Below are 22,598 nucleotides of genomic sequence, written 5' to 3'. Positions count from 1 at the left end.
TTCGTACGGCGTAGGGTGGCTTTCATGGAACTTGATGCGTTGGACCGGGCTCTGCTGCGGGAGTTGCAGAACGATGCGCGGCAGACCAACCGCGACCTGGCGGCCAAGACCGGGGTCTCGCCGTCCACCTCGCTGGAGCGGGTGCGGCTGCTGCGCGAACGCGGCGTGCTCACCGGCTTCCACGCGGCCCTGGACCTCGACGCGGCCGGCCGTCCCGTCCAGGCGCTGATCTCGGTACGCATCCGGCCGCCGGCCCGGCCCGTCATCGAGGGGTTCCGGGAATGGGCGGCGCGGCTGCCCGAGGTGATCGGCCTGTTCGTCACCTCGGGCAGCCACGACTTCCTGATCCACGTGGCCGTCCCGAACGTGGACAGCGTGTACGCCTTCGTGATCGACCGTCTCACCGAGCGCCGTGAGGTCGCCGACGTGCAGACCACGATGGTCTACGAGCACGTCCGGTCCCGCTGCATCGAGCCGGCCGTCCCTGACCGCCCCCGCTCCTCGCGCACGGCCCGCTGACGGCCGGCCGCCGCCCCGTCAGCCCTGCTGCACCGGGACCACGACCACCTCGGCCATGTTCACGTGGGCCGGTGCCGCCGCGGTGAAGGCCACCGTCTCGGCTATGTCCTCGGCGGCCAGCGGCCGCAGGTCGGCGCGCATCCGTGCCAGGGCGGTGCGCAGGTCGTCGACGTGATCGCCCGGGCGCTGGTGCTCGACGAGGAGGCGACCGCGTATCTGCGGCGGCTCGCCGCCCCGGCTCCGCGCCGCCGGCGCCGGGCGGGTCGGGGTCAGCGGGGGCCTGCTGCGGATCATGGCCGGCTGGCAGCACCGCCCTGCTCGGCAGCCTGGCGGCGGAGTCCTCGCAGGACGCCGGGCAGCAGCGGCACCCGGCCGGGCGGCCGCCGCGTCCGCGCGGGTAGCGGAACCGGCCGGGCCGGTCGCCGGGCAGCCCCTCTCCCGGTCCCGCCACCGCGCCGGGACCGGAAGAGGCGGGCGCGTCAGCCGCCTGCGGACAGCAGCGGCAGGTCCAGGCGGCCGGCGAGTTCGTCGACGGTGGTGCCGAAGGTCTCCCGCACCGAGACGCCCCGCTCGGTGATGTCGAAGACGGCGAGGTCGGTGTAGACCCGGTCGACACAGGCCAGCCCGGTCAGCGGGTAGGTGCACTCGGGAACCAGCTTGGGCACGCCGGTCTTGGTGAACAGCGTCATCATGACGAAGACCTTCTTCGCCCCGATCGCCAGGTCCATGGCCCCGCCGACGGCGGGTATGGCGTCCGGCGCCCCGGTGTGCCAGTTGGCGAGGTCACCGGCGGCCGAGACCTGGAAGGCGCCCAGGACGCAGATGTCCAGGTGGCCGCCGCGCATCATGGCGAAGGAGTCGGCGTGGTGGAAGTACGCCGCGCCGGGCAGCTCGGTGACGGGGACCTTGCCGGCGTTGGTGAGGTCGGGGTCGATCTCGTCGCCCCGCGCGGCCGGCCCCATGTTGAGCATGCCGTTCTCGGTGTGGAGGACCACGCCGGAGTCGGCCGGCAGATGGTCGGCGACCAGGGTCGGCTGGCCGATGCCGAGGTTGACGAAGGCTCCGTGCGGGATGTCGCGGGCCACCAGGGCGGCCATGTCGTGCTTGCCGAGCGGGCCGCGCCCGGTCCGCGTGACGGGGGAATCGGTGCTCATGCGGTCGCCTCCTGCACCACGCGGTCGACATAGATGCCCGGCGTGACCACGGTCTCGGGGTCGATCGCGCCGGTGTCGACGACCTCGCGGACCTGGGCTATCACGGTGGTCGCGGCGGTGGCCATGACCGGTCCGAAGTTGCGGGCGGTCTTGCGGTAGACGAGGTTGCCCATGCGGTCGGCCCGGTGGGCGCCGATCAGCGCCACATCGCCCTTGATCGGGTACTCCAGGACGTAGGTCCGCCCGTCGATGACGCGGGTCTCCTTGCCCTCGGCCAGCAGGGTGCCGGCGCCGGTGGGGCAGTAGAAGGCGCCGATGCCGGCCCCGGCCGCCCGCATCCGCTCGGCGAGGTTGCCCTGCGGCACGACCTCCAGCTCGATCCTCCCGCTCCGGTACAGCTCGTCGAAGACGTAGCTGTCGGCCTGCCGGGGGAAGGAGCAGACGACCTTGCGGACCCGTCCCTTGGCCAGCAGCGCGGCCAGGCCGGTGTCGCCGTTGCCGGCGTTGTTGGACACGACGGTCAGGTCGGTGGCGCCCTGCCGGATGAGGGCGTCGATCAGGTCGACCGGCATGCCGGCCATCCCGAAGCCGCCGACCAGGACCGTGGAGCCGTCCTCGATCCCGGCGACCGCCTCGTCGGCGTCGGCGCACAGCAGTGTGCTCATCGCCTGGCCTCCGTCACGTTCTCCAGGACCACGGCGAGCGCCTGGCCCACCCCGATGCAGATCGCGGCGACGCCCCACCGCTCGCCGGACTCCTCGAGCCGGTGGGCGAGGGTGCCCAGGACGCGGCCGCCGGAGGCGCCCAGCGGATGGCCGAGCGCGATGGCGCCGCCCTTGGTGTTGACGGTGTCCGGGTCGATCCCCCAGGCGTCCACGCAGGCCAGCGACTGCACGGCGAACGCCTCGTTGAGCTCGACCGCCGCCACGTCGGACCAGGTGATGCCCGCGCGCTCCAGGGCCCGGTTCGCCGCCTCGACCGGCGCGAACCCGAAGTCCTGCGGGTCGAGGGCGAAGACGCCGCGCCCGGCGACGCGGGCCAGCGGGGCGGTGCCGATGCGGGCCGCGGCGGCCTCTGAGCCGAGCAGCACGGCCGAGGCGCCGTCGCTCAGCGGTGAGGCGTTGCCCGCCGTGATCACACCGCCGGGCCGGAAGGCCGGCTTGAGCCCGGCGAGCTTCTCGGGTGTGGAGCCGGGCCGGATGCCCTCGTCCCGGGTGAGAGTGGTGCCCTCGGCGTCGGTCTCGACCGGCACCACCAGGTCGTCGTAGAAGCCGTCCGTCCAGGCGGCGTCGGCGAGTCGGTGGGACCGGGCGGCGAACTCGTCCTGCCGCTCGCGGGGGATGGCGAACCGCTCGGCGAGCAGCTCGTTGGCCTCGCCCAGGGAGACCGTCCACTCCTTCGGCATGTTCTTGTTGACCAGGCGCCAGCCGAGGGTGGTGGAGACGGCGGTCATGTCCCCGGCGGGGAACGCGCGGGAGGGCTTGGGCAGGACCCAGGGGGCCCGGCTCATCGACTCCACGCCGCCGGTGAGCACGATGTCCGCGTCGCCGGTCTCGATGGCGCGGGAGGCGATGATCGCCGCGTCCAGCGAGGATCCGCACAGCCGGTTGACGGTGGTGGCCGGCACCGAGGTGGGCAGCCCGGCCAGCAGGACGGCCATCCGGCCGACGTTGCGGTTGTCCTCGCCCGCGCCGTTGGCGTTGCCCCAGACGACGTCGCCGATCTCGCCCGGGTCCAGCTCCGGGGCCTTGGCCAGGACGCCCCGCACGGCGAGCGCCGCGAGGTCGTCGGGCCGGACCCCGGCGAGGGCACCGGAGAACCGTCCGAAGGGTGTTCTTGCCGCTGCGTACACGTAACTGTCGGTCACACCCTCACGCTAGGCCCGCGGCCTTCATCACGTCCAAGACCTAATCCGGATCGATTGATAACGCTCTCTTATAGGCTGGGGGTATGGAGCTTCGTCAGGTCCGCTACTTCCTCGCGCTCGCGGAGGAGTGCCACTTCGGGCGGGCGGCGGCCCGGCTGCATGTCGCCCAGCCCGCCCTGTCCCAGCAGATCAAGCAGCTGGAACACGAGCTGGGCACGACGCTGTTCCACCGCTCCACCCGGCACGTCGAGCTCACCGAGGCGGGCCGGCACCTGACCGGGTACGCGCGCACGCTGGTCGCCGAGGCCGAGCGCGCCCGCGTGCACATGGCGGAGCTCGCCAGCGGCCACACCGGCCGGGTCTCCGTCGGTTTCGTCGGCACCGCCACCTACGACGTGCTGCCCCAGGTCGCCCGTACGGTGCGGTCGCGGCTGCCGCACATCACGCTGGACCTGCGCGGCGAACTGCTCACCCCGCAGCTGGTGGAGGGCCTGCTCACCGGCGCCTACGACCTCGCCGTGTCGCGGGCCGACGCGGCCGGCACCGAGGGGGTGGGCATCACGCCGCTGCGGGCCGAGCCGCTGGTCGCCGTGGTCCCGGCCCACCATCCGCTGGCGGCCGGCCGGGCGATCCCCCTGGCGGCGCTGGCCGACGAGCCCTTCGTCATCCATCCCTCGCAGCCGCGGTCCGCCATGTACGACCGGGTGCTGGCCGCCTGCGACCGGGCCGGGTTCCGGCCCTCGGCCCTCGTCGAGGTCGGTGAGACCGCGACGCTCGTCGTCCTCGTGGCCGCCGGGCACGGTGTCGCGCTCGTGCCGCGGTCGGTGCAGAGCCTGCGGCTCGACGGCGTGACGTACCTGCCGCTCGCCGAGACGGAGACCATCGACCTGGTGCTGGCCCGCCGCGCCCACCGCAACTCGCCGGCGACGCAGCAGGTCGCCTCGGTCATCGAGGAGTGCGTGCGCGGCTGACGGCGGCGGGTCCGGCTCGTGGCACGGGGTCGCCGTACGGCGTATCGTCCCCGGCCGTGCGGTCTCCCGCAGGGCCGCCCCGTCGGTCGCCCGTGGGGGGCCTCGTCACCATGTCCGCCTCCAGTGCGCCGCGTCCGCCGCCGGGGTACGCCTTGCCGGCGCCGGTCAGCGTGACGGCGGGTGCGGTGCGCGCGGTGTCCGGCGCGACGGCGGTGCTCACCGGCGCCCGCGCAGGGCGGGTACGGCCAGGGTGCCGGCGGCGAGCACGGTGACGAAACCGCAGGCCAGGTTGGCCACGACGGGGGTGTCTCCGTAGGAGACCGCCATGTTGGCGACGGCGCTGAGCACCACCACGGCCCACAGCAGGGTCCGTGCGACGTCGGAGCGGCTGACGCCGTCCGTACGGTCGCCGTCGCCGGCGTCGCTCAGCCGGCGGGGGTCGGTGTGCGGCATGGGGGCTGCCTCCAAGGGGTTCGTGACGGCCGACCTCGACGCCCCCGACGCCAGGGGCCCGCGCCCCTCGCGGCCGATCCAGTGGTCCGCCCGGCCGGAGGTACAGCAGGCTGTACCTTTCCGGCCCCCGGCTGACGGCCGTCCCGCGGGCGGCCTAGGGTCGGTGCGCGACACAGTGGAGGAGGGCGGATGACGACCCGCGACGCGGCGGCCGGGACCACCGGCTTCAAGGACATCGCGGTACGGGCCCTCAGGGACGCCCGCGCCGCGACCGCACAGCTCGCCGGCGGGCTCGGCACCGCCGTCCCCGCCCTCGGCCTGCTGCTGCTGACGGCGGTGGCGGCGGTGACCGCGCCGCTCGGCGTGGGCCTGCTGATCGGGCGGCCGGTGCCGCGCGCCCTGCACGCCCTGGCCCGCCGGGAACGCGCGCGGCTCGGCCGCCGCGGGCCCGAGGTGATCGCCCCCGAGCCGCCGCCCGTCCGGCTGCGGGCGGCGCTCGCCGATCCCGTCACCCGCCGGGAGCTGCGCTGGCTGGCCCGGCACGCCACCTTGGGGTCCGCCCTGGGGCTGCTCGGGGTGCTGCTGCCCATCGCCGCCGTCCGGGACTGTGTCTTCCCGCTGCTGTGGCCGCTGGCGCCCCCGGACGCCACCAGCACCTCCCTCGGAATCGGCACCGCGCACACCTGGCCCCAGGCCGCCGCCGTAGCCCTGCTGGGGCTGGGCTGGACCGCCGTTGTCCTGGGCCTGTTCCCCGCCCTGGCCCGCCTCCAGTCCGCGCCCGGACGGCTGCTGCTGGCGGCCGGCCCCGAGACCGACCTGTCGCTGCGGGTCGCCGAGCTGACCGCCACCCGCGCCGCCGCCCTGGACGCCCACGCGACCGAACTGCGGCGCATCGAGCGTTCGTTGCACGACGGCACGCAGAACCGCATCGTCACCGTCACGGTGCTGCTGGGTGCCGCCCGCCGCATGGTGGCCCGCGACCCGGAGGGCGCCGGGGAGTTGCTGGAGCGCGCCCAGTCGGCCGCCGAACAGGCCCTGGCCGAACTGCGCACCGTCGCCCGCGGCATCCTGCCCCCGGTGCTGGCCGACCGGGGGCTGGCGGGCGCGCTGGCCGGTCTGGCCGCGCACTGCGCGGTGCCCTGCCGGACCGACGTCGACGTGCCCGAGCGGTGCGCCGCCTCCGTCGAGGCGACCGCCTACTTCGTGGTCGCCGAGGCCCTGACCAACGTCGCCAAGCACAGCGGCGCCGGCTCGGCCACCGTCACCGCCCGCGCCCGGGGCGGTCGGCTGCGCCTGCGGATCGAGGACGACGGCCGGGGCGGGGCCGACGAGCGGGGCGGTTCCGGGCTCACCGGCATCCGTGACCGCGTCGCGGCCCACGACGGTACGCTCACCCTGGCCAGCCCGCCGGGCGGCCCGACGGTCCTGGACGTGGACCTGCCGTGCGGAACGTGAACTCGAACTGCGGAACGTGACATGCGCATCGTGATCGCCGAGGACGACCCGCTGCTGCGCGAGGGACTCGCCCTCCTGCTGCGCGCCGAGTCCCTCGACGTGGTCGCCACCACCGGCACCCCCGGCGGTGTGCTCGACGCCATCGACGAGCACCGGCCGGACGTCGCCATCCTCGACGTGCGGATGCCGCCCAGCCACACCGACGAGGGCATCCGCGCCGCCGTCGAGGCCCGGCGGCGCCACCCCGGGCTCGCGGTGCTGGTGCTGTCCGCGTACGTCGAGCAGTCCTTCGCCACCGACCTGCTCACCGGCGGGGTGACCGGCCTCGGGTATCTGCTCAAGGAGCGGGTGGGCCGGGTCGAGGAGTTCCTGGACGCGCTGCACCGGGTGGCGTCCGGCGGCACCGCCATCGATCCCGAGGTGGTCGCCCAGCTGTTCACCCGCTCCCGTCAGGACACCCGGCTGGAACGGCTCAGCCCGCGGGAGCGGGAGGTCCTGGCGCTGATGGCGGAAGGGCTCGGCAACACCGCGATCGCGCGACGGCTGGTCGTCACCGACGGCGCGGTGCACAAGCACATCCGCTCCATCTTCGCCAAGCTCGACCTCTCGCCCGCCGACCAGGTCGACCGGCGGGTGGCCGCGGTCCTGCGCTACCTGGAGGACGCCCGCCGCCGCGGCTGACGGCACCGCCCCGTTCGACTCTGCCGGTTCTTCACAACCTGCCTTCCCGCTGCCTCGTCTCTCTCGTCGATTCCCGCCCCGCCCCGTCACGCCGACCGGGCGGACCGACGAAAGAGGGCGATCGCGCGCCGGACCACCCTCGGTCCCCCGGCCCTCGCGGGCACCGCCGTACTGGCGGCCGCCGTGCCCGCGGTCGCCTCCTGCCCCACCGCCGTTCCCGCCGGGAGCGAGCCGCCGACCGCGGTGGCCTCCGCTCCCGGGACCGCCACCCCCGCGAAGGAGGAGCCGACCGAGGCGCCGTCCGCGCGCGAGGTGCCCGCCGAGGAGCGGGTCCCCTCCCCGGGGCAGGTCTCCGTCGTCCCGTCCGGCGCCGCCGACAGCTGCCGTTCCCGCGGGCGGCGCCCGAACGCCCCGCGTCCCCGGCGGTGCCGATGGCGCCGCCCTCCGCGACCGCCTCGTGGCCCTCTCCTGCGGCCACCGACAAGCCGGCCACGCCGGTGCCCTCCGATCCGGGGCAGACCACCTCCGCCCCCTCCCAGGCACCGTCGGCCTCACCCACCGTGGGTGTCCCGCCGGCCGTGGACGTCAGCCGGCCGCCCTGACCGGGCTCACTCCCAGACCACCACGCTGCGCCGCACCGGCACCGTGGTGGGGTCCGCGGCGAACAGCCCGGGGGCGTGGGCGCGGATGCGTTCGATGTCGTTGAAGACGGCCCGCAGATGGTCGCGCATGCGCGAGCGGGCCAGCGGCACGTCACCGCCCTCGACCGCCGCGAAGATCTCCTGGTGCTGGTCGGCGAAGACGGCCGGGGACTCGTGCCCGTGCAGGCCGAGCCGGCGGGCCCGGTCCAGGTGGCCCTTGGCGGCGGCGACGGTGGTCCACGCGTTGCCGTGCCCGCTCAGCCGCAGCAGGGCCTGGTGGAAGGCCTCGTCCAGCGCGAAGAACTCCTCCAGGCCGAGCCCGGCGGCGCGCTGGCGCTCCAGGTTGTCCCGCAGTTCCGCGACGATCCCCGGATCCAGCCGCTCGGGCAGGTCCTCCAGGGAGGCGAGTTCCACCGCCTCGCGCAGGAACTGGGCGTCGGCGACCTGCGCCGGGTCCACCCGCGACACGAACGACCCGATCTTCGGGAACACCTGCACCAGCCCTTCCTGGGCGAGCAGGATCAGGCTCTCGCGCACCGGGGTGCGGCTGACCCCGAGCGAGGCGGCCAGCTCGTTCTCCGACAGGGCGGCGCCCGGGGCGAGTTCCAGGGTCAGGACCATCTGACGCAGCTTCAGGTAGATGTCGCGCCGACTGGTCCGCCGCCCGTTCGATTGAGGCATGGACCCATCCTACGTACCCGCGGAAAAGGTATTGCACCGCTGCGCGACCGATGCTTGTATACAAGGGCTGTACGACAGGATGGAGCCGCAAGTGAGCACAATCGAGCGGGCCGAGGTGTTCGTCTCCTCCCCGGGGCGCACGTTCGTCACGCTGCGCATCACCACCAGCGACGGGGTGACCGGGCTGGGCGACGCCACGCTCAACGGCCGGGAACTGGCCGTCGCCGCCTATCTGCGCGACCACGTGGTGCCGCTGCTCATCGGCCGGGACCCGGCCCGCGTCGAGGACATGTGGCAGTACCTCTACAAGGGCGCGTACTGGCGTCGCGGTCCGGTCACGATGACGGCGGTGTCGGCCGTCGACACGGCGCTGTGGGACATCAAGGGCAAGGTCGCGAGCCTGCCCGTGTACCAGCTCCTGGGCGGCCGGTCCCGCGACGGCGTCCTGGTCTACTCGCACGCCAGCGGCACCGACGTCCCCTCCCTCCTCGACGACGTCCAGCGCCGTCTGGAGCTGGGCTACAAGGCGGTGCGGGCGCAGGCCGCCGTGCCGGGTGTCGGCGGCACGTACGGGGTGCGCAAGGGCGAGATCTACGAGCCGGCCGCGACCGACCTGCCCGAGGAGCAGCCCTGGGACACGGAGGCGTACCTCGGTTTCGCGCCCTCCTACCTGGAAGCGGTCCGTGAGCGGTTCGGCTTCGGCTTCCACCTGCTGCACGACGTGCACCACCGCCTGACCCCCATCGAGGCGGCCCGGTTCGGCAAGAGCGTCGAGGCGTGCCGGCTGTTCTGGATGGAGGACCCGACCCCGGCGGAGAACCAGGAGGCGTTCCGGCTCATCCGGCAGCACACCACCACGCCGATCGCGGTCGGCGAGGTGATGAACTCGGTCTGGGACGTCCAGCACCTCATCACCGAGCAGCTCGTCGACTACGTACGCACCACGGTCGTGCACGCGGGCGGCATCACCCATCTGCGGCGGATCTTCGACCTGGCCGCGCTGTACCACGTACGCACCGGTTCGCACGGCGCGACGGACCTCTCCCCCGTCTCCATGGCCGCCGCCGTGCACCTGGACGTGACGGTGCCGAACTTCGGCATCCAGGAGTACATGGGGCACGCGGAGGAGACCTTCGAGGTGTTCCGCAGCGGCGTCACCTTCGCCGACGGGTACCTCAACCCGCCGGACGCTCCCGGGCTCGGCGTCGAGTACGACGAGAAGGCGGCCGAGCGCTTCCCGTACCAGCGGCGCTACCTGCCCGTGGCGCGCCGCCTCGACGGCTCGGTGCACGACTGGTGAGCGCCGTGACACCTCCCCGTCTGGACCGTGCGGCGCTGTCCCGGCTGGCGCCGGGGCTGCGGCCCGCCGTGGACCCGGCCGGGCTGCGCCCGCGCGTGGTGCACTTCGGGCCCGGCGCCTTCCACCGGGCGCACCAGGCGCTGTACACCGAGAACGCCGCCGCGCTGTCCGGTGAGCCGTGGGGCATCACCGCCGTGGCCCCCCGCTCGGCCGGCACCGTGCGCGCCCTGCGGGAGCAGGACTGTCTCCACTCACTCGTCGAGCGCCGTCCCGACGGGAACGCCTGCCGGGTGGTGGGCTCGGTCGTCGGCGCCCTGGCGATGGGCCCGGACGCCGGGGCCGTGGACGCGCTGCTCGCCGGTCCCGAGGTGACGGTGGTGACCTTGACGGTGACCGAGAAGGGGTACCACCGGTCGGCCGTGACGGGCGGGCTCGACACCGCCGCGGCGCCGGTCGCCGCCGACCTCGCGGCGGGCCCGGACGGCCCGCTGACCACGGTGGTGGGCCGCCTCGCCGCCGGACTGGCCGCCCGGATGCGGGCCGGGGCGCCCCCGGTCACCGTCGTGTCCTGCGACAACATGGCGGACAACGGTGCCGTGCTGGGCCGGGTCGTGGCCGACTTCGTGCGGGCCTCCGGCTGGCCGGACCGGGACCTGGTGCTGGACCGGATGGGCCAGGCGGTGGCCTTCCCGTCGACGGTCGTCGACCGGATCGTGCCCGCGACGGGCGAGGACGACCGGGCCGCCGCCCGCGCCGCGCTCGGCCTGGAGGACGCCCTGACGGTGGCCGGCGAGCCCTACCGCCAGTGGGTGCTGGAGGACTCCTTCGCCGCGCCCCGGCCGCCCTGGGAGCGGGACGGCGCGCTGTTCGTGCCGGACGCGAGCCCGTACCAGCTCACCAAGTTGCGGCTGCTGAACGGCTCGCACTCGGCCCTGGCCCACCTGGGCCTGGCCACCGGCCGCGAGACCGTGGCCGACGCGATGGCGACGGACTGGGGCGAGCGGCTGGTCCGGGCCCTGTGCGCGGAGGTCGCCCCGACCCTGCCGCAGGGCGGCCCCGACCCCGTCGCGTACGCGGGTGACCTCGTCGCCCGCTTCCGCAATCCGGCGATGCGCCACCGGCTGGAGCAGATCGGCTCCGACGCCTCGCTGAAGATCACCGAACGCTGGCTGCCCGCCCTGCGCGAGCTGCGCGCGTCCGGCGCGCGCGCCCCGGTCCTCGCCCTCGCCGTCGCCGCCTGGGCGCACGGCACCCGGCCCGGCGGGCACGGCCCGTGCGACCCGGCGGCCGAGGCGCTCGCGGCCTGCTGGGAGGCCGGGGCCCGGCCCGCCCGGACGGTGGCCGCGCTGCTGCGGACCGTCGGCGCGGCCGACCTGGCCGACGACACCGCCCTCGTCACGGCCGTCGCGGACCGGCTGCCGGCGCTGCGCGCGGGGCGCGTCGAGATCTGACCCGCCCTCCCCTCCCCCGCCCCGCTCCCCTCCCTTTCACCGCTCCCCTCCCCTCCCCTCGCGCCGCCCCCTCTCCTCCCCCGCACCGCTCCCGTCCCCCCGAACAACGGAGTTCACGATGAAGGACAGCGCCACCGCCGCGGCGCAGACCCGCCCCGCGGAGCGCACCACGGGCGACCTGGCCAGAGCAGCCGTCTCGGGCTGGCTGGGCACGGCCATGGAGTTCATGGACTTCCAGCTGTACTCGCTGGCCGCCGCGATCGTCTTCAACAAGCTCTTCTTCCCTGACGTCAGCCCCGCCATCGGCCTCATCGCCGCGATGGCCACCTACGGCGTGGGCTACGTCGCCCGGCTCGCCGGCGCCGTCTACTTCGGACGGATGGGCGACCGGATCGGCCGCAAGAGGGTCCTGTACCTGACCATCCTGCTGATGGGCGCCTCCACCACCCTGATCGGCGTGCTGCCCACCTACGCCACCATCGGCATCATGGCGCCGGTCCTGCTGGTCGTGCTGCGGCTCGTCCAGGGGTTCGGCGCGGGCGCCGAGATCGCCGGCGCGACGGTGCTGCTCGCCGAGTACGCCCCGGCCAGGCGGCGCGGTCTGATCTCCTCGCTGGTGTCGCTCGGCACCAACTCCGGGACGCTCGCCGCCTCCGGGCTGTGGGCCGTGCTGCTCGCCGTGCTCAGCGAGGAGCAGTTGCTGTCCTGGGGCTGGCGGCTGCCGTTCCTGCTCAGCTTCGGTCTGATGATCTTCGCCGTCTGGCTGCGCCGGGGCCTGAAGGAGAGCCCCGTCTTCGAGGAGCGCCCCGACGTGGTGGACGGCGTGGCGCTGGCCCGCGACGAGGTGGAGGCCGCGATCGCGGGCACCGGCGCGGGAGCGGAGAACGTGCTGGCGGCCGGCGTCCGGCAGCGCAAGGGCAAGGCGTTCTTCCTCGCCCTCGGGCTGCGCTTCGGCCAGGCGGGCAACTCCGGGGTGGTCCAGACGTTCCTGGTCGGGTACATCGCCACCAACCTCGCCGTCGGCCGGTCCGTGCCCACCGACGCGATCGTGTACGGCTCGCTGCTCGGCTTCGCCACCGTGCCGCTGGTCGGACTGCTCGGCGACCGGATCGGACGCCGGGTGCTCTACCTGGCGCTGACGCTGCTGACCGCCGTCATCGCCTTCCCGGTGATGCTGCTGATCAGCTCCGGCACCACGCCCGGGGTGATGACCGGCATGGTGCTCGGCCTCAATGTCGGTGTGCTGGGGCTGTTCTCGCTGGAGAGCGTGACGATGGCCGAACTCTTCGGCGCCCGGACCCGGTTCACGCAGCTGGCCCTCGCCAAGGAGATCGGCGGCATCCTCGCCACCGCGATCGGCCCCGTCCTCGCCGCCACCCTCACGGCCGTCACCGGCAGTTGGTGGCCCATCGCCGCGATGCTCGTCGGCTACTCGCTCATCACCTTCGTCAGCGCGTACCTCGCGCCCGAGACCCGCGGACGCGACCTGGTCCGCCTGGAGGATGCCGTATGACCGCCGTGACCGAAGGACGCGCCGCCGTCGAGGGGCGCACCATGCGGGCGGTCGTGGTGCACGGCCCGGGTGACGTGCGGGTCGACGCCCGGCCCCGCCCGGTGCCCGGCGCCGGTCAGGTGCTGCTGGCCCTGGAGTGGGGCGGGATCTGCGGCTCCGACATCGCGTACTGGAGGAAGGGCGCGTCCGGCACGGCCGCGCTCGCCCATCCGCTGGTGCTCGGCCACGAGGTCGCCGGCCGGATCGCCGCGCTCGGCCCGGGCGTCACCGGCCTGCGCGCGGGGCTGCCGGTGACCGTGCACCCGGCCCGGCTGGTCGGCGACGGCGTGCTGCCGGACCGGATCGCCGGCCGCACCAACCTCCATCCGCACGTCCGCTACTTCGGTTCGGCGGCGTTCACCCCGCACACCGACGGCGGGTTCAGCGAGTACCGGGTGGTCGACGCCGACCAGGTCAGGCCGTTGCCGGACGGCGTGGACACCGAACAGGGCGCGCTCGCCGAACCCCTGGCGGTGGCCCTGCACGCGGTGGGCCGGGTCCCCGGCCTGCGCGGCCGGACCGTCCTGGTGAACGGCGCCGGGCCGATCGGCTCGCTGGTGGTGGCCGCCGCCCGGTACCGCGGCGCGCACACCGTGATCGCCGCCGACCTGGCGGCCCCGGCCCTCGCGGTCGCCCGTGCGATGGGCGCCGCCGAGACCCGTGACCTCTCCCGCGGCGAGACGCTGCCCGAGGACGTGGAGGTCGTCTTCGAGGCGTCCGGCGCCCCGGCGGCGCTCGGCGCGGTGCTGCGGGCCACCGCCCGGGGCGGCACCCTGGTCCAGGTCGGCAACCTGCCCGGTACGGCCGTCAGCGCGGTCCTCGGTGACCTGGTGACCCGCGAGATCACCTGGACGGGCTCGTACCGTTTCGTCGAGGAGATCGACGACGCGCTGCTCGCCCTGCGCGACGGCGTGGACGTACGCCCGCTGATCACCCACCGGTTCCCGCTGGAGCGGGCCGAGGAGGCGCTGTCGGCCGCCGCGGACCCCGGCAGCGGCAGCAGCAAGGTCATGCTGCGTCTGTCCGGCGCGTGAGCCCGCGCGACACCGGCCCCCAGGAGGTTGCCGTGACCCTGCCCACCGCCCCGCCGCCCCGCGCCGACGTCGTGTGCGTCGGCGAGACGATGGCCGTCCTCGGCCCGTCGGACGACCGGCCGCTCGCCGAGCAGGCGCAGCTCAGGCTGGGCATCGGCGGCGCCGAGTCCAACGTCGCCTGCGCGCTGGCCGGGCTCGGCCACCGGGCCGCCTGGCTGAGCCGGCTGGGCGACGACCCGTTCGGGCGCCGTGTCCTGGGCGAACTCGCCGCGCGCGGCGTCGAGGTGGGCGCCGTCGAGACCGACCCGCACCGGCCGACCGGCGTCTACTTCAAGGACCCGGGGCCGGACGGCACGCGTACGCACTACTACCGCCGGGAGTCGGCCGCCGCCGGCATGGGACCGGAACTGGCCCGGTCGCCGCTGCTGCGCCGGGCCCGGCTGGTGCACCTGTCGGGCATCACCGCGGCGCTCTCGGACACGTGCGCCCGGCTGCTGGACGCGCTGCTCCCGCACCGGCCGGCCGGTGCGGGCCCGGTCGTCTCCTTCGACGTCAACCACCGTCCCGCCCTGTGGCGCGGCGGGCGGGACGAGGCGGCGCCCCGGTTGCTGGCCCTCGCCCGCGCCGCCGGCCTGGTGTTCGTCGGCCGGGACGAGGCCGAGGGGCTGTGGGACACGCCCCGCGCCGACGACGTGGCCGCGCTCCTCGGGCCGGCGCCGGCCGTGGTGGTCAAGGACGCGGAGCACGGAGCCACCTCGTACGTGGGAGGTGTGCGCACGCACGTGCCGTCGCTGGCGGTGAAGGTGGTCGAACCGGTCGGCGCGGGCGACGCGTTCGCGGCCGGTTACCTCTCCGGTGTCCTGGACGGCCGCGACGAGCGCTCCCGGCTGCGGCTGGGCCATCTCGCCGCCGCGGCGGCCCTGCGCACCCGCGACGACGTACCGGTGATGCCCTCGCGCGCGCGGGCGGAGGAGTTCCTCGCGCTGGACGACGACGCCTGGGCGGCCCTGGCACCGCGCTGAGCGCGCCGGGTCAGGCCGTTCCGCGGGCCGCCGCCCGGAACTCCAGCGGGGTGCGCCCGTCGTGCCGGCGGAAGAACGCGCCGAAGTCGCTCGGGTCGGCGAAACCCAGGTGGCGGGCCACGTCGGCGGCGGTCCGGTCGGTGTGCACCAGCAGGCGTTTGGCCTCCAGCACGATGCGGGCGTCGAGGTAGGCCTTGGCGGTCGTCCCGGTGGCGGCGTGGACGGCGCGGGTGAGGGTGCGCACGCTGTAGCCGAGGGCGGCGGCGTAGTCGGCGACGCGGTGGGTGCGGGTGAAGTCCCGCTCCACGGCGGCCCGGAAGCGGGCGAAGGGCCCGTCCCCGGCCGCCTCGGCGCCGGTCGTCGCGGGCGGCGCGGCGTGGGCCAGCCGCAGCAGCAGGACCGTCAGCAGCATCCGCAGGGCCCTGTTGTGCGCCTCCAGGGGCATCGTGCCCAGGTCCGCGTACTCGGCGACCAGGTGGCGGCGGGCCAGCTCCACCGACCGGGCGTGCGGACCCGCCGGGACGACGGGGCCCGCCGCGTCCGGCGGGTCGTCCGGGACGAAGCCGGGGCGCCAGATGACGATGTCCCCGGCCGCGACGTCCCAGGGCCCCTCGGGTCCGGCGCCGTACCGGTGGACCTGGCCGGGCCGCACCCACAGCCAGCCGCCGGCCGGGACGACGTACCGGGTGAAGTCCACGGTGTGCGGCAGCGGCCCGGAGTTCGGGTGGACGTGGATGAGGTGGTGGAAGTCCGGGCGCTGCGGGCTGGACAGGTCGATGCCGCGGCGCCGGCCGCGGGCCCGCAGCTCCGCGAAGTCGACCACGTCCATGCCGATCGGCGCGCTCAGCGCGGGCCGGTAGGTCACGTCGGTGATCGTGGCGTACCGCCGTCCCCGGTCAGCGACCATCCCGCACCTGTCCGTTTTTCCCCATCACCTGTCCTCAGCGTACCGGTCCGGGCCAGGAACGGCTCCTAGCGTGGAGGGAGAACGGACCGAAATCTGACCGAAAAGGAACAGGTGTGCCGTGCGGGTGATCGTGGCGATGACGGGGGCCACCGGCGCGCCCTTCGGGGTGCGGCTGCTGGAGCGCCTCGCCGAACTGCCGGACGTGGAGACCCACTTCGTCGCGAGCCGCTGGGCGCGGGCCACCGTCGAGCTGGAGACCGGCCGCACCATGCGGGAGGTGTCGGCGCTGGCCGATGTGGCGCACTCGCCCGAGGACCAGGGCGCCACCATCTCCTCCGGTTCGTTCCGGACGGACGGCATGGTCGTGATCCCGTGCTCGATGAAGACGCTGGCCGGCATCCGCGCCGGTTACGCCGACGGCCTGGTGGGCCGGGCGGCGGACGTGACGCTGAAGGAGCGCCGGCCGCTGGTGCTGGTCCCCCGCGAGACGCCGCTCAGCGAGATCCACCTGGAGAACATGCTGGCGCTGGCCCGCATGGGGGTCCGCATCGTCCCGCCCGTGCCCGCCTTCTACAACCACCCGGCGACGGTCGGGGACGTCGTGGAGCACATCGTCTCCCGCGTCCTGGACCAGCTGGACCTGCCCGCCGCCGGCGCCCGCCGCTGGACCGGCCTGCGCGCGGCCCGCGCTTCCTGACCCCACCCCACCGCACCCCGCCCCGTTGCACCCCACCCCGCCTCACCTCGCAGGAGGAGACCCATGCCGTACGACGATCTGCGCTCGTTCCTCGACACGCTGGAGAAGGAGGGACAGCTGCTGCGGATCGAGGACGAGGTCCTGCCGGAGCCCGACATCGCGGCGGCGGCCAATGCCGCGGGCCGGATCGGCGAGGGGGCGCCGGCCCTCTGGTTCGACCGGGTCAAGGGCTTCACCGACGCCCGGATCGCCATGAACGTGCACGGCTCCTGGCGCAACCACGCCCTCGCCCTCGGCCTGCCGAAGGAGACCTCCCCGCGCGAGCAGGTCGAGGAGTTCGCCCGCCGCTGGGACGCGTTCCCCGTCGCCCCAAAGCGGCGCGCGGACGCGCCTTGGCAGGAGAACACCGTCACCGGTGACGACGTCGACCTCTTCGACGTGCTGCCGCTGTTCCGCCTCAACGACGGCGACGGCGGCTTCTACCTCGACAAGGCCGCCGTGGTCTCCCGGGACCCCGCCGACCCGGACCACTTCGGCAAGCAGAACCTGGGCACGTACCGGATGGAGGTCATCGGCCGCGACCGGCTCGCGCTCCAGCCGGTGCCCGTGCACGACATCGCCCAGCACCTGCGCACCGCCGAGGAGCGCGGCGAGGACCTCCCCGTCGCGATCACCCTCGGCAACGACCCGGTGATCCCGATCGTCGCCGGCATGCCGCTGCGCTACGACCAGTCCGAGTACGAGATGGCCGGCGCCCTGCGCGGCGCCCCGATGCCCCTCGCCACCGCCCCGCACACCGGCCTGGACGTCCCCTGGGGCGCCGAGGTCGTGATCGAGGGCGTCGTCGAGTCCCGGGTGCGGCAGATCGAGGGCCCCTTCGGCGAGTTCACCGGGCACTACTCGGGCGGCCGGCGCATGCCCGTCGTCCGGATCGAACGGATCTCGTACCGCACCCGGCCGGTCTTCGAGTCCCTCTACCTCGGCATGCCCTGGACCGAGTGCGACTACCTCGTCGGCCCGAACACCAGCGTGCCGCTGCTGAAGCAGCTGCGCGCCGAGTTCCCCGAGGTGCGCGCGGTCAACGCCATGTACACCCACGGGCTGCTGGTGATCATCTCCACGGCCAAGCGGTACGGCGGTTTCGCCAAGGCGGTCGGCCTGCGCGCCATGACCACGCCGCACGGCCTCGGCTACGTCTCCCAGGTCATCCTCGTCGACGAGGACGTCGACCCGTTCGACCTGCCGCAGGTGATGTGGGCCCAGTCCGCCAAGGTGAACCCGAAGGAGGACGTCCTCGTCCTGCCGAACCTGTCGGTGGTGGAGCTGGCCCCCGCCTCCCAGCCGGCCGGCGTCACCAGCAAGATGATCATCGACGCGACGACCCCGGTCGCCCCCGACGTGCGCGGGAACTTCAGCACGCCCGTCAAGGACCTGCCCGAGACCGCCGAGTGGACCGCCCGGCTGCGCACCCTGCTCGCCGCCCGCTGAACCCCTGGACCGGAAAGGACCACCCCTCATGTCCGCCCCGAACGCCTCCCTCTGCCCCCGCTGCGCCGACGACGGTGTCCGTACGGTCGCGCACTCCCCCGTGCCCGGTGTCTGGCAGGTGCTCCAGTGCGCCCGCTGCCTGTACATGTGGCGCACCACCGAACCCGCCCGCCGCACCAGCCGCGACGCCTACCCCGAGCGGTTCCGGCTGACCGCCGAGGACATCGCCTCGGCGTCGGAGGTGCCGGCCGTCCCGCCGCTGCTGGGGTCCGCGTAAAAGGTGCCGGCCGTCCCGCCGTTGCTGGGTCCGCATAACCTGTCCCCGTGTCAGCTTCCCGTCCGCACCGCGTGGCCGTCCTGGTCCTGGAGGGCGCGAAGCCGCTCGACGTCGGCATCCCCGCCCAGGTGTTCGCGACCCGCGCCAGCATGCCGTACGAGGTACGGGTGTGCGGCGCGCGGCCCGGTCTCGTCTCCGGCGGCGAAGGGCTGTCGTACCACGTCGCCGACGGCCTCGACGCGCTGGCCTGGGCGGAGACCGTCTTCGTCCCCGGGTACCGGTTCCCGGACCGGGAGGACCCGCCGGAGGCGGTCGTCGAGGCGCTGGTCGCGGCGCACCAGCGGGGCACCCGGCTCGCCGCCATCTCCACGGGCGCCTTCGCCCTCGCCGCCACCGGGCTGCTGGACGGCAAGCGCGCCACCACCCACTGGCACTACGCGCGGGCGCTGGCGGCCAGGCACCCGCGGGTCCGGGTCGACGAGAACGTCCTCTTCGTCGACGAGGGCGACGTGCTGACGTCGGCGGGCGCCGCCTCCGGGATCGACCTGTGCCTGCACATACTCCGCGGCGACCTCGGGGTCGCCGCGTCCAACCACGCGGCCCGGCGGCTGGTGGCGGCGCCCTACCGCAGCGGCGGGCAGGCGCAGTACGTGCCGCGCAGCGTGCCCGAGCCGCTCGGGGAACGGTTCGCCGCCACCCGGGAGTGGGCGCTGCGCCGGCTGGGCGAACCCCTCACCCTGGACAGGCTCGCCCGCCACGCGGCGGTGTCGCCGCGCACGTTCTCCCGGCGGTTCGCCGAGGACACCGGGTACACGCCGATGCAGTGGGTGATGCGGGCCCGCCTCGACCTGGCCCGTGAGCTGCTGGAGCGGTCGCAGCTCAGCGTCGAGCAGATCGCGGCCGACGTCGGACTGGGCACCGGCGCCAATCTGCGGCTGCACTTCCAGCGGGTCCTGGGCACCACGCCCAGCGAGTACCGGCGCACCTTCACCCGGGGCGAGTGACCCGGCCGTCCGCGGGTGGCGCGATACTTTCGGACCCTGGCTCCCGCGCCGCTGTCGGCGACCGGCGTCCCGCGCGAGCCTGGTGGCGAACCGAAGGAAAGGGACACCCTCATGACCCGCGTCGCCATCAACGGATTCGGCCGCATCGGACGCAACGTGCTGCGCGCGCTGCTGGAGCGCGACAGCTCCCTGGAGGTCGTCGCCGTCAACGACCTCACGGAGCCCGCCGGCCTGGCCCGCCTGCTCGCCTACGACTCGACGGCCGGCCGCCTCGGCCGCCCGGTGACCGTCGAGGGGGACACCCTGGTGGTCGACGGCCGGCACATCAGGGTGCTCGCCGAGCGGGAGCCGGCCCGGCTGCCGTGGGCCGAACTCGGCGTCGACATCGCCCTGGAGTCGACCGGCCGCTTCACCTCCGCCAAGGCCGCCCGCGCCCACCTCGACGCGGGCGCGCGCAAGGTCCTCGTCAGCGCCCCGTCGGACGGCGCCGACGTCACCCTGGCCTACGGCGTCAACACCGACGCCTACGACGCGGAACTGCACACGGTCGTCTCCAACGCCTCCTGCACGACCAACGCGCTGGCGCCGCTGGCCAAGGTCCTGGACGACCTGGCCGGCATCGAGCACGGGTTCATGACGACGGTGCACGCCTACACCCAGGAGCAGAACCTCCAGGACGGTCCGCACCGCGACGCCCGCCGGGCCCGCGCCGCCGCCGTCAACATCGTGCCGACCACCACGGGCGCCGCGAAGGCGATCGGCGCGGTCCTGCCGGGCCTGGACGGCAAGCTGTCCGGTGACTCGATCCGGGTACCGGTGCCGGTGGGCTCGATCGTCGAGCTCAACACGACCGTCGCCCGTGACGTGACCCGCGACGAGGTGCTGGCGGCGTACCGCACCGCCGCCGAGGGCCCGCTGGCCGGCGTCCTGGAGTACTCGGAGGAGGCGCTGGTCTCCTCCGACATCACCGGCAATCCGGCCTCGTCGATCTTCGACTCGGCGCTCACCCGGGTCGACGGCCGGCACATCAAGGTGGTCGCCTGGTACGACAACGAGTGGGGCTTCTCCAACCGTGTGATCGACACCCTGGAGCTCCTCGCCCGCGGCTGACCCGCCCGGCCGCGGCAGCGGCCGGCGGAGGAACCCGGTGACGCCCCGGGCGGGCGCTCAGGGTTCCCGTCGGCGCCGCGGCGGCCACGGTGCCGTGCCGTCCGTCGGTCAGCGGGCGCCGGCAAAGGGGCGCGGGCGGCGCGGGAGCCGGGCCGGGCCGCCCCGGTGGAAGGCGGTGCGCCCGTCCGGGTGGCCGGCTCCCGCGCGCGGTCGCCGGCCCGTCGGCCGCCCACGTGGCGCCCGCCTCCCGGAAAGCCCCATGCCGTCGGGCACGGGGCCGCTCCGCGCCGCTTCCCGGCGGTGCGGTGTCCGGGCACGGCCCCGGGCCGTGCTCCCTCAGGTCACCGTGATCCGGTCGATGTCGGGTGCCCATCCGGAGGCTGTTGGCGATGGTGATGCTGTTGTCCGTGCCGCTGTCCAGGGCGAGGCTCAGCGTGACCGAGCCCGGGGTCGTCCAGTCGGCGGTGGGGGCGAAGTCGACGGTCCGCGGTGTACCGCCGCCGACCGTGACCGTGGCCGAGCGGGCGACGGCGGTGGCGTAGTGGAGCGTGACCTGCCGGGTGCCGCCGTCGCCGCCCTCGACCCGGGGGAAGGTGAGGGTCGCGCCGTTGCCGAGGTAGCCGACCTTGGCGCCGCCGGAGCAGCCGGCGCAGTCGGCGACCACGGCGGTGCCGGTGCGGGTGTTGCCGTCGGCCTCCGCCTCGTAGGCGGCGGTGCCGGTGGAGCTGTCGGAGCCGACGGTCATGGCGCCGAGGTCGAGCCAGCCGTCGGCGTTCTGGCCGGCGTTGGCGAACCGCAGTTTCTTGGCGTTGGAACTGATGTCCTCCAACGGGTTCTTGGCCTTCATGACCAGCCGGTAGCCGCCGGCGGTGACACCGGCCAGGTCGACGTCCGCGTCGAAGTACCGGGCGTAGCCGTAGTCGAGGTAGGCCGGGTCGGCGCCCACGCCCCAGTCGGGGAAGGCCCGGATCTTCGACGGCATGACCTCGCGCAGGTCCCAGTCCGTGTCCCAGGTCTTGACGACGTTGCCGGCGGCGTCCTTGAGGCCGAGGCTCACCGTCCAGGGGTAGTAGAACGGGGCGACCCCGTCGTTGCTGATCCGCACACCGACGGTGGTGCTGCCCGTGGCGGTGTCGTGGAAGTAGGCGTCGTCGACGGCGAGGTCGTAGCCCATGAGCCGGACGGCGGCCGCCACGTCGGCGTCCGAGGAGGAGTAGCCGGCGCTGCCCTCGTTCATCTTCCAGGTGGTGTGCTCCAGTTCGATGCACGCCTGCATGTCGTCCACGTCGCCGGAGCCGCCGGGCCAGTTCGTGAACGCCCTGGACTGGATCTCGGGACGGACCTCACCGCCCATGGAGGCGGTGGTCCAGCGGTTCTCCAGCCCCTGCTCGACGCTCCTCTGCAACTGGGAGTACGAGGCTCCGCCCAGTGACCGGGGCAGGGTGACACCGGCGAGCGGGGAGCCCTCGCGGTAGCAGAACGAGTCGTCGTGGAAGCCGACGGAGGGCAGTCCGGCCGCGGCGCCGCCGGCCGAGTCCGGGTAGCGCACCTCCAGCTTGGTGCGGGTGAAGGCGTCGGCGTAGGCCCGCATGATCTCGGCGCCGTGGGCGTCGGTGGGCATGTGGTTCGGGTAGCCGTCACCGGTGTCGGTGTCGTAGGGGTAGGTGTGCCACTCGCCCCAGAGGCCGATCAGGCCCATGTGGATGAAGCCGATGCGCGGGTCGCCGTCGTAGCGGGCGCCGAACGCGGCGATGAAGTCCTCCAGCCCGTCCAGCAGGTACGCGTTGTCGTAGTCGGGGCGGGTGGTGCCGTTCACGGTGTCGGTCCGGTGGTCGACGTGGCCGTCGAAGCACGGCGGAATGGCGTTGGAGGGGTGGTCGCCGGGGTCGCCGGGATACTCCAGGTAGAAGCGCAGGGCCATCTGGTTGCCGTGGGAGGCTGTCTCGTCGAGCGCCTCGTCCAGCACGCTCCAGTCGTAACTCCCGCAGTCCGAGGCGTTGTTCATGACCTCGGAGAGACCGAAGTAACTCCAGGTCAGCGAGTGCGGGTAGCCCGTGTCCTGGTCGGCGCCGGGCTGGTAGAAGCGGGCGAAGCCCTTGAGCGGGTTGTCCAGCGGCGCTTCGGCACGGGTGAGGGTGTGGACCGGGAGCGAGGGGTCGGGGTCCGGGCCGGGATCCGGGCGGTCGGGCACACCCGCTGCGGTGGCGCCGGACGCGCCGGCGGTGTCGGCGGCCTGGGCGGTGAGCGGCAGGACCGCAAGGGACAGCGCCAGGGCCGAGGAACAGAGCGCGGCCAGCAGTTCTCTGCCGCGCCGTGGTGCGAAGGTGCGCATGG

22 protein-coding genes are annotated in these 22,598 nt (G+C 74.4%); 14 read left to right on the top strand and 8 right to left on the bottom strand.

Features of this window, described 5'->3' with window-relative positions; translation table 11 throughout:
• Positions 1 to 24 precede the first annotated feature (24 nt).
• Positions 25 to 519, top strand: a complete 495-nt coding sequence (locus tag ACY1JF_RS13175; RefSeq protein WP_462705248.1) for an Lrp/AsnC family transcriptional regulator — start codon at positions 25 to 27, stop codon at positions 517 to 519.
• Between the two features lie 18 nt (positions 520 to 537).
• Here the strand turns inward: ACY1JF_RS13175 and ACY1JF_RS13170 are convergent, their stop codons facing one another.
• The 4 genes from ACY1JF_RS13170 to ACY1JF_RS13155 all read right to left on the bottom strand — a co-directional run bounded on the left by ACY1JF_RS13170 (position 538) and on the right by ACY1JF_RS13155 (position 3,540).
• Positions 538 to 813: a hypothetical protein gene (locus tag ACY1JF_RS13170; protein ID WP_462705247.1), complete on the bottom strand. Its 276-nt coding sequence runs from the start codon at positions 811 to 813 to the stop codon at positions 538 to 540.
• A gap of 185 nt (positions 814 to 998) precedes the next feature.
• Entirely contained in the window at positions 999 to 1,673 is a 675-nt protein-coding gene (locus tag ACY1JF_RS13165; RefSeq protein ID WP_462705246.1) for a 3-oxoacid CoA-transferase subunit B, read from the bottom strand.
• Complete coding sequence (locus ACY1JF_RS13160; RefSeq protein WP_462705245.1) at positions 1,670 to 2,338, bottom strand: 3-oxoacid CoA-transferase subunit A; 669 nt, start codon at positions 2,336 to 2,338, stop codon at positions 1,670 to 1,672. Before ACY1JF_RS13160 ends, ACY1JF_RS13165 begins: the two co-directional genes overlap by 4 nt.
• Positions 2,335 to 3,540, bottom strand: a complete 1,206-nt coding sequence (locus ACY1JF_RS13155) for a thiolase family protein (protein ID WP_462705244.1) — start codon at positions 3,538 to 3,540, stop codon at positions 2,335 to 2,337. Before ACY1JF_RS13155 ends, ACY1JF_RS13160 begins: the two co-directional genes overlap by 4 nt.
• Before the next feature lie 83 nt (positions 3,541 to 3,623).
• Between ACY1JF_RS13155 and ACY1JF_RS13150 the strand changes: the two genes are divergently transcribed.
• Positions 3,624 to 4,511, top strand: a complete 888-nt coding sequence (locus ACY1JF_RS13150; RefSeq protein WP_462705243.1) for a LysR substrate-binding domain-containing protein — start codon at positions 3,624 to 3,626, stop codon at positions 4,509 to 4,511.
• 216 nt (positions 4,512 to 4,727) lie between these two features.
• On the opposite strand, the gene ACY1JF_RS13145 is transcribed toward ACY1JF_RS13150, so the two are convergent.
• Positions 4,728 to 4,964 carry a hypothetical protein gene (locus ACY1JF_RS13145; RefSeq protein WP_462705242.1) on the bottom strand — a complete coding sequence of 79 codons (237 nt, stop codon included), beginning with the start codon at positions 4,962 to 4,964 and terminating at the stop codon, positions 4,728 to 4,730.
• Positions 4,965 to 5,153: 189 nt separating this feature from the next.
• On the opposite strand from ACY1JF_RS13145, the gene ACY1JF_RS13140 reads away from it, so the two are divergent.
• Together ACY1JF_RS13140 and ACY1JF_RS13135 are read left to right on the top strand one after the other, a co-directional pair.
• Entirely contained in the window at positions 5,154 to 6,419 is a 1,266-nt protein-coding gene (locus ACY1JF_RS13140) for a sensor histidine kinase (protein WP_462705241.1), read from the top strand.
• Positions 6,420 to 6,440: 21 nt separating this feature from the next.
• The gene (locus tag ACY1JF_RS13135) at positions 6,441 to 7,100 is read left to right on the top strand and encodes a response regulator (protein ID WP_462705240.1); all 660 of its coding nucleotides are present in this window, start codon (positions 6,441 to 6,443) and stop codon (positions 7,098 to 7,100) included.
• Between the two features lie 608 nt (positions 7,101 to 7,708).
• Here the strand turns inward: ACY1JF_RS13135 and ACY1JF_RS13130 are convergent.
• Positions 7,709 to 8,422: a GntR family transcriptional regulator gene (locus tag ACY1JF_RS13130; protein WP_462705239.1), complete on the bottom strand. Its 714-nt coding sequence runs from the start codon at positions 8,420 to 8,422 to the stop codon at positions 7,709 to 7,711.
• A gap of 79 nt (positions 8,423 to 8,501) precedes the next feature.
• On the opposite strand from ACY1JF_RS13130, the gene manD reads away from it, so the two are divergent.
• The 5 genes from manD (at position 8,502) to ACY1JF_RS13105 (ending at position 14,781) form a co-directional block, all read left to right on the top strand.
• Complete coding sequence (manD, locus tag ACY1JF_RS13125) at positions 8,502 to 9,722, top strand: D-mannonate dehydratase ManD (RefSeq protein WP_462705238.1); 1,221 nt, start codon at positions 8,502 to 8,504, stop codon at positions 9,720 to 9,722.
• A 5-nt stretch (positions 9,723 to 9,727) separates the two neighbouring features.
• Positions 9,728 to 11,173 (top strand): mannitol dehydrogenase family protein, encoded by a 1,446-nt coding sequence (locus tag ACY1JF_RS13120; protein ID WP_462705237.1) that lies wholly within the window; start codon positions 9,728 to 9,730, stop codon positions 11,171 to 11,173.
• Between the two features lie 118 nt (positions 11,174 to 11,291).
• Positions 11,292 to 12,686 (top strand): MFS transporter, encoded by a 1,395-nt coding sequence (locus ACY1JF_RS13115; protein WP_462705236.1) that lies wholly within the window; start codon positions 11,292 to 11,294, stop codon positions 12,684 to 12,686.
• Entirely contained in the window at positions 12,683 to 13,759 is a 1,077-nt protein-coding gene (locus ACY1JF_RS13110) for an L-idonate 5-dehydrogenase (RefSeq protein ID WP_462705235.1), read from the top strand. The genes ACY1JF_RS13115 and ACY1JF_RS13110 overlap by 4 nt, the downstream gene beginning before the upstream one ends.
• Before the next feature lie 32 nt (positions 13,760 to 13,791).
• Positions 13,792 to 14,781, top strand: coding sequence for a sugar kinase (locus ACY1JF_RS13105; RefSeq protein ID WP_462705234.1), 990 nt, complete (start codon positions 13,792 to 13,794; stop codon positions 14,779 to 14,781).
• A gap of 10 nt (positions 14,782 to 14,791) precedes the next feature.
• On the opposite strand, the gene ACY1JF_RS13100 is transcribed toward ACY1JF_RS13105, so the two are convergent.
• Positions 14,792 to 15,688, bottom strand: a complete 897-nt coding sequence (locus ACY1JF_RS13100; RefSeq protein ID WP_462705233.1) for a helix-turn-helix domain-containing protein — start codon at positions 15,686 to 15,688, stop codon at positions 14,792 to 14,794.
• 118 nt (positions 15,689 to 15,806) lie between these two features.
• Between ACY1JF_RS13100 and ACY1JF_RS13095 the strand changes: the two genes are divergently transcribed.
• From ACY1JF_RS13095 to gap, 5 genes are all read left to right on the top strand, one after another.
• Positions 15,807 to 16,385 (top strand): non-oxidative hydroxyarylic acid decarboxylases subunit B, encoded by a 579-nt coding sequence (locus tag ACY1JF_RS13095; RefSeq protein ID WP_462705232.1) that lies wholly within the window; start codon positions 15,807 to 15,809, stop codon positions 16,383 to 16,385.
• A gap of 63 nt (positions 16,386 to 16,448) precedes the next feature.
• Positions 16,449 to 17,873: a non-oxidative hydroxyarylic acid decarboxylases subunit C gene (locus ACY1JF_RS13090; protein ID WP_462705231.1), complete on the top strand. Its 1,425-nt coding sequence runs from the start codon at positions 16,449 to 16,451 to the stop codon at positions 17,871 to 17,873.
• Positions 17,874 to 17,901: 28 nt separating this feature from the next.
• Complete coding sequence (locus tag ACY1JF_RS13085; protein ID WP_462705230.1) at positions 17,902 to 18,150, top strand: non-oxidative hydroxyarylic acid decarboxylases subunit D; 249 nt, start codon at positions 17,902 to 17,904, stop codon at positions 18,148 to 18,150.
• Positions 18,151 to 18,197: 47 nt separating this feature from the next.
• Positions 18,198 to 19,154 (top strand): GlxA family transcriptional regulator, encoded by a 957-nt coding sequence (locus ACY1JF_RS13080; protein ID WP_462705229.1) that lies wholly within the window; start codon positions 18,198 to 18,200, stop codon positions 19,152 to 19,154.
• A 111-nt stretch (positions 19,155 to 19,265) separates the two neighbouring features.
• Positions 19,266 to 20,264, top strand: a complete 999-nt coding sequence (gap, locus tag ACY1JF_RS13075; RefSeq protein WP_462705228.1) for a type I glyceraldehyde-3-phosphate dehydrogenase — start codon at positions 19,266 to 19,268, stop codon at positions 20,262 to 20,264.
• Here the strand turns inward: gap and ACY1JF_RS13070 are convergent.
• The gene (locus tag ACY1JF_RS13070) at positions 20,182 to 22,596 is read right to left on the bottom strand and encodes a DUF4832 domain-containing protein (RefSeq protein WP_462705227.1); all 2,415 of its coding nucleotides are present in this window, start codon (positions 22,594 to 22,596) and stop codon (positions 20,182 to 20,184) included. The genes gap and ACY1JF_RS13070 overlap by 83 nt on opposite strands.
• Positions 22,597 to 22,598: the final 2 nt, after the last annotated feature.

This window comes from Streptomyces sp. SYSU D01066-1, assembly GCF_054956795.1.
The sequence above is the reverse complement of the archived record's forward strand: the minus strand, read 5'-3'. Positions and strand labels throughout refer to the sequence as shown.